Source organism: Methanosarcinales archaeon, assembly GCA_014859725.1.
Classification (GTDB): Archaea; Halobacteriota; Methanosarcinia; order Methanosarcinales; family Methanocomedenaceae; genus Kmv04.
This window is the reverse complement of sequence record JACUTQ010000261.1, coordinates 1-2068: the sequence shown is the minus strand read 5'-3', so window position 1 is coordinate 2068 and position 2068 is coordinate 1. Positions and strand designations below refer to the sequence as shown.

At 39.5% G+C, this 2068-nt stretch carries 2 protein-coding genes; one reads left to right on the top strand and one right to left on the bottom strand.

Annotated elements, in window-relative coordinates; genetic code table 11:
• Window positions 1–633 (top strand): DUF1846 family protein (locus IBX40_13060; protein ID MBE0525240.1); only part of this gene is annotated, 633 nt, incomplete at its 5' end.
• A gap of 11 nt (window positions 634–644) precedes the next feature.
• On the opposite strand, the gene IBX40_13055 is transcribed toward IBX40_13060, so the two are convergent.
• A complete protein-coding gene (locus IBX40_13055) occupies window positions 645–1139 on the bottom strand; it encodes a hypothetical protein (GenBank protein ID MBE0525239.1) in 495 nt (164 codons plus the stop codon).
• Window positions 1140–2068 lie beyond the last annotated feature (929 nt).

The window sequence follows — 2068 nt, the reverse complement described above, 5'->3', positions numbered from 1 at the left end:
GTAAGACGCTACTTCAGGTATCACAGAGAATTCGTAGAGGGTAACACTCTCTACGATACGCTTGAGAGAATGAAAAAAATTGTGGAAAAGGCGGGCGTTGATCCCAAAGACCGTTCTGTCGTCCTGCCAGCAAGAGAAGCAGCAGAAGACGCTAGAAGAAGAAAAAACGACGGAAAGGGATGTAAAGGTGTGTTCTGTGGCGCGGCAATCGAAATCTTTTTGGATTCAGACAAGACTGTAATTGTAACAGGAAAGAATTCATCACTACTGTACGCTGAATCAGCAGCTATTCTAAACGCAGCAAAAATCATTGCAAACATACCGGATGAAGTCGACGTGATATCTCCAAACGTCATCCAGAGCATTATACAATTAAAGAACCTAATGAGGCTAAGCAGCACATCATTGGATGTGAAAGAAATACTCAACGCATTGGCTGCAAGCGCAGTATCGGACGAGAAAGCACGCAAATGCATAGATGCACTGGATAAATTGAAAGATTGCGAGATGCACACTACCCATCTTATAAACGAAGGCAACGAAAAGACGCTGAATCAGATAGGCTTAAACTTAACGACAGATGCAAGACTACCGTTTCCCGATGAGACTTTTGCTCCTAACTATTTTATTTGAAAACCGCAAAACTAAAAACCTTTTGCGTGCGCTTTAATTTGATTAATGATGCTGCAGAGTTTTTCAGGGTTATTCGAAGAGAAAACAAAAGATTTTCCTTTTCGCTGGATTATTTTAACCGCGTTGCCAAATGATGTTGTGTAAGCCCAAGAGCGGTCGGTAAAGCAATACCTAACGCCTGCTCCTCCATATTTCCAAAGAGGGGTTTTGGTGTGTTTACAAGAGGCTATGTTTGATATTGGAATGTGTTTGTGATTGAAAAAGCCGTAACTAATCAAAAGTTCCTTATTGATCACCTGTATCTGAATACCTCGATAATTCCAAAATAAAAATAACACAAACGCTAAAGGGGACACTAAGACAACAATCAAAAAAGGAATTTGAATTGCAACGCCAACCGCGATTACTATCAACAAAACGCATAAGATAAGTGAAGAAACAAATGCGACTAATGTTTTCACTAATGTTCCCGCTGGAACCCACTCAGAATATACAATGTTCTGCATATCAACTCCAACTATAATAGAATGAGCGCGTCTAAATTAATCTTTTGAGATCTATGACTCATCAATAGACATTAGGAACAAGCTACATTTTTAGGGGAGAACTACCAAGTATGTGTTGGATGCAAATAATGCCAATATGGGAAATACTGATTTCAGTCTTGCTAGCAGCGTCTCTTTCGCTTATTATTGGTTTGATAGCATGTTTTCTATTAGGTTCGGATTGGCGAATAAAGCCATTACGAGATATGTATGAGAGACTTTATGAAAAAATAAGACGAAAATAGAGCGCAGGGTTTATCCAATGTTATTTTCAACATTTTGAAATTGGCAAAGATAAACGTTCATATCCACCAGAAAAAGTCCAAACACAGTTTACTGATTTGGAAACAACCCGTAGCTGGATACAACAAACAAGAGAGTACATTATTTTTCGTGAAGACTCTATTTGAATAGTTTGACAACACTGCTTGCGATAATTGCTAATCCTATGGAGATTATGAGTCCAGCGAGAAAGCCGAACCAGCGTGTGGGTTCGTTTGCCAACATGTTTAGGAAGAAGCCTGTGCTGAACCAAAAGACTAAATTGGAAATGGTTCCGCTCTTTCTATCCAAAGTGTCATGAAATATGAACCTTAAAACTAAGATAGCGATTTGAAAGGCGCAAAAAACTAGGCAGAACTGCATAGCCGCCATATAAACAACGGGGTGACTCTCTTTCGGAGCAGGCAAGACTACGTGTTCAGTCAAATGTTCAAGGTGGAAATTTTTCGCAAATTCGATGACCTCACTGGAGAAGTTTGGTGTAATGATCCAGATTCTTAGCACCGCATTTAACACAATAAACCATTTACGTTCGCTCCGCACTGCTCATTCATAAGTAGAATGCTTTAAGACTTATGGTGTAATCAGGTCAGTGAAATCTTGATGTC

Bases quoted from the DNA above. Each gene is read 5' to 3' on its own strand.
- IBX40_13055 (MBE0525239.1), bottom strand. From the start codon at position 1,139: ATGCAGAACATTGTATATTCTGAGTGGGTTCCAGCGGGAACATTAGTG.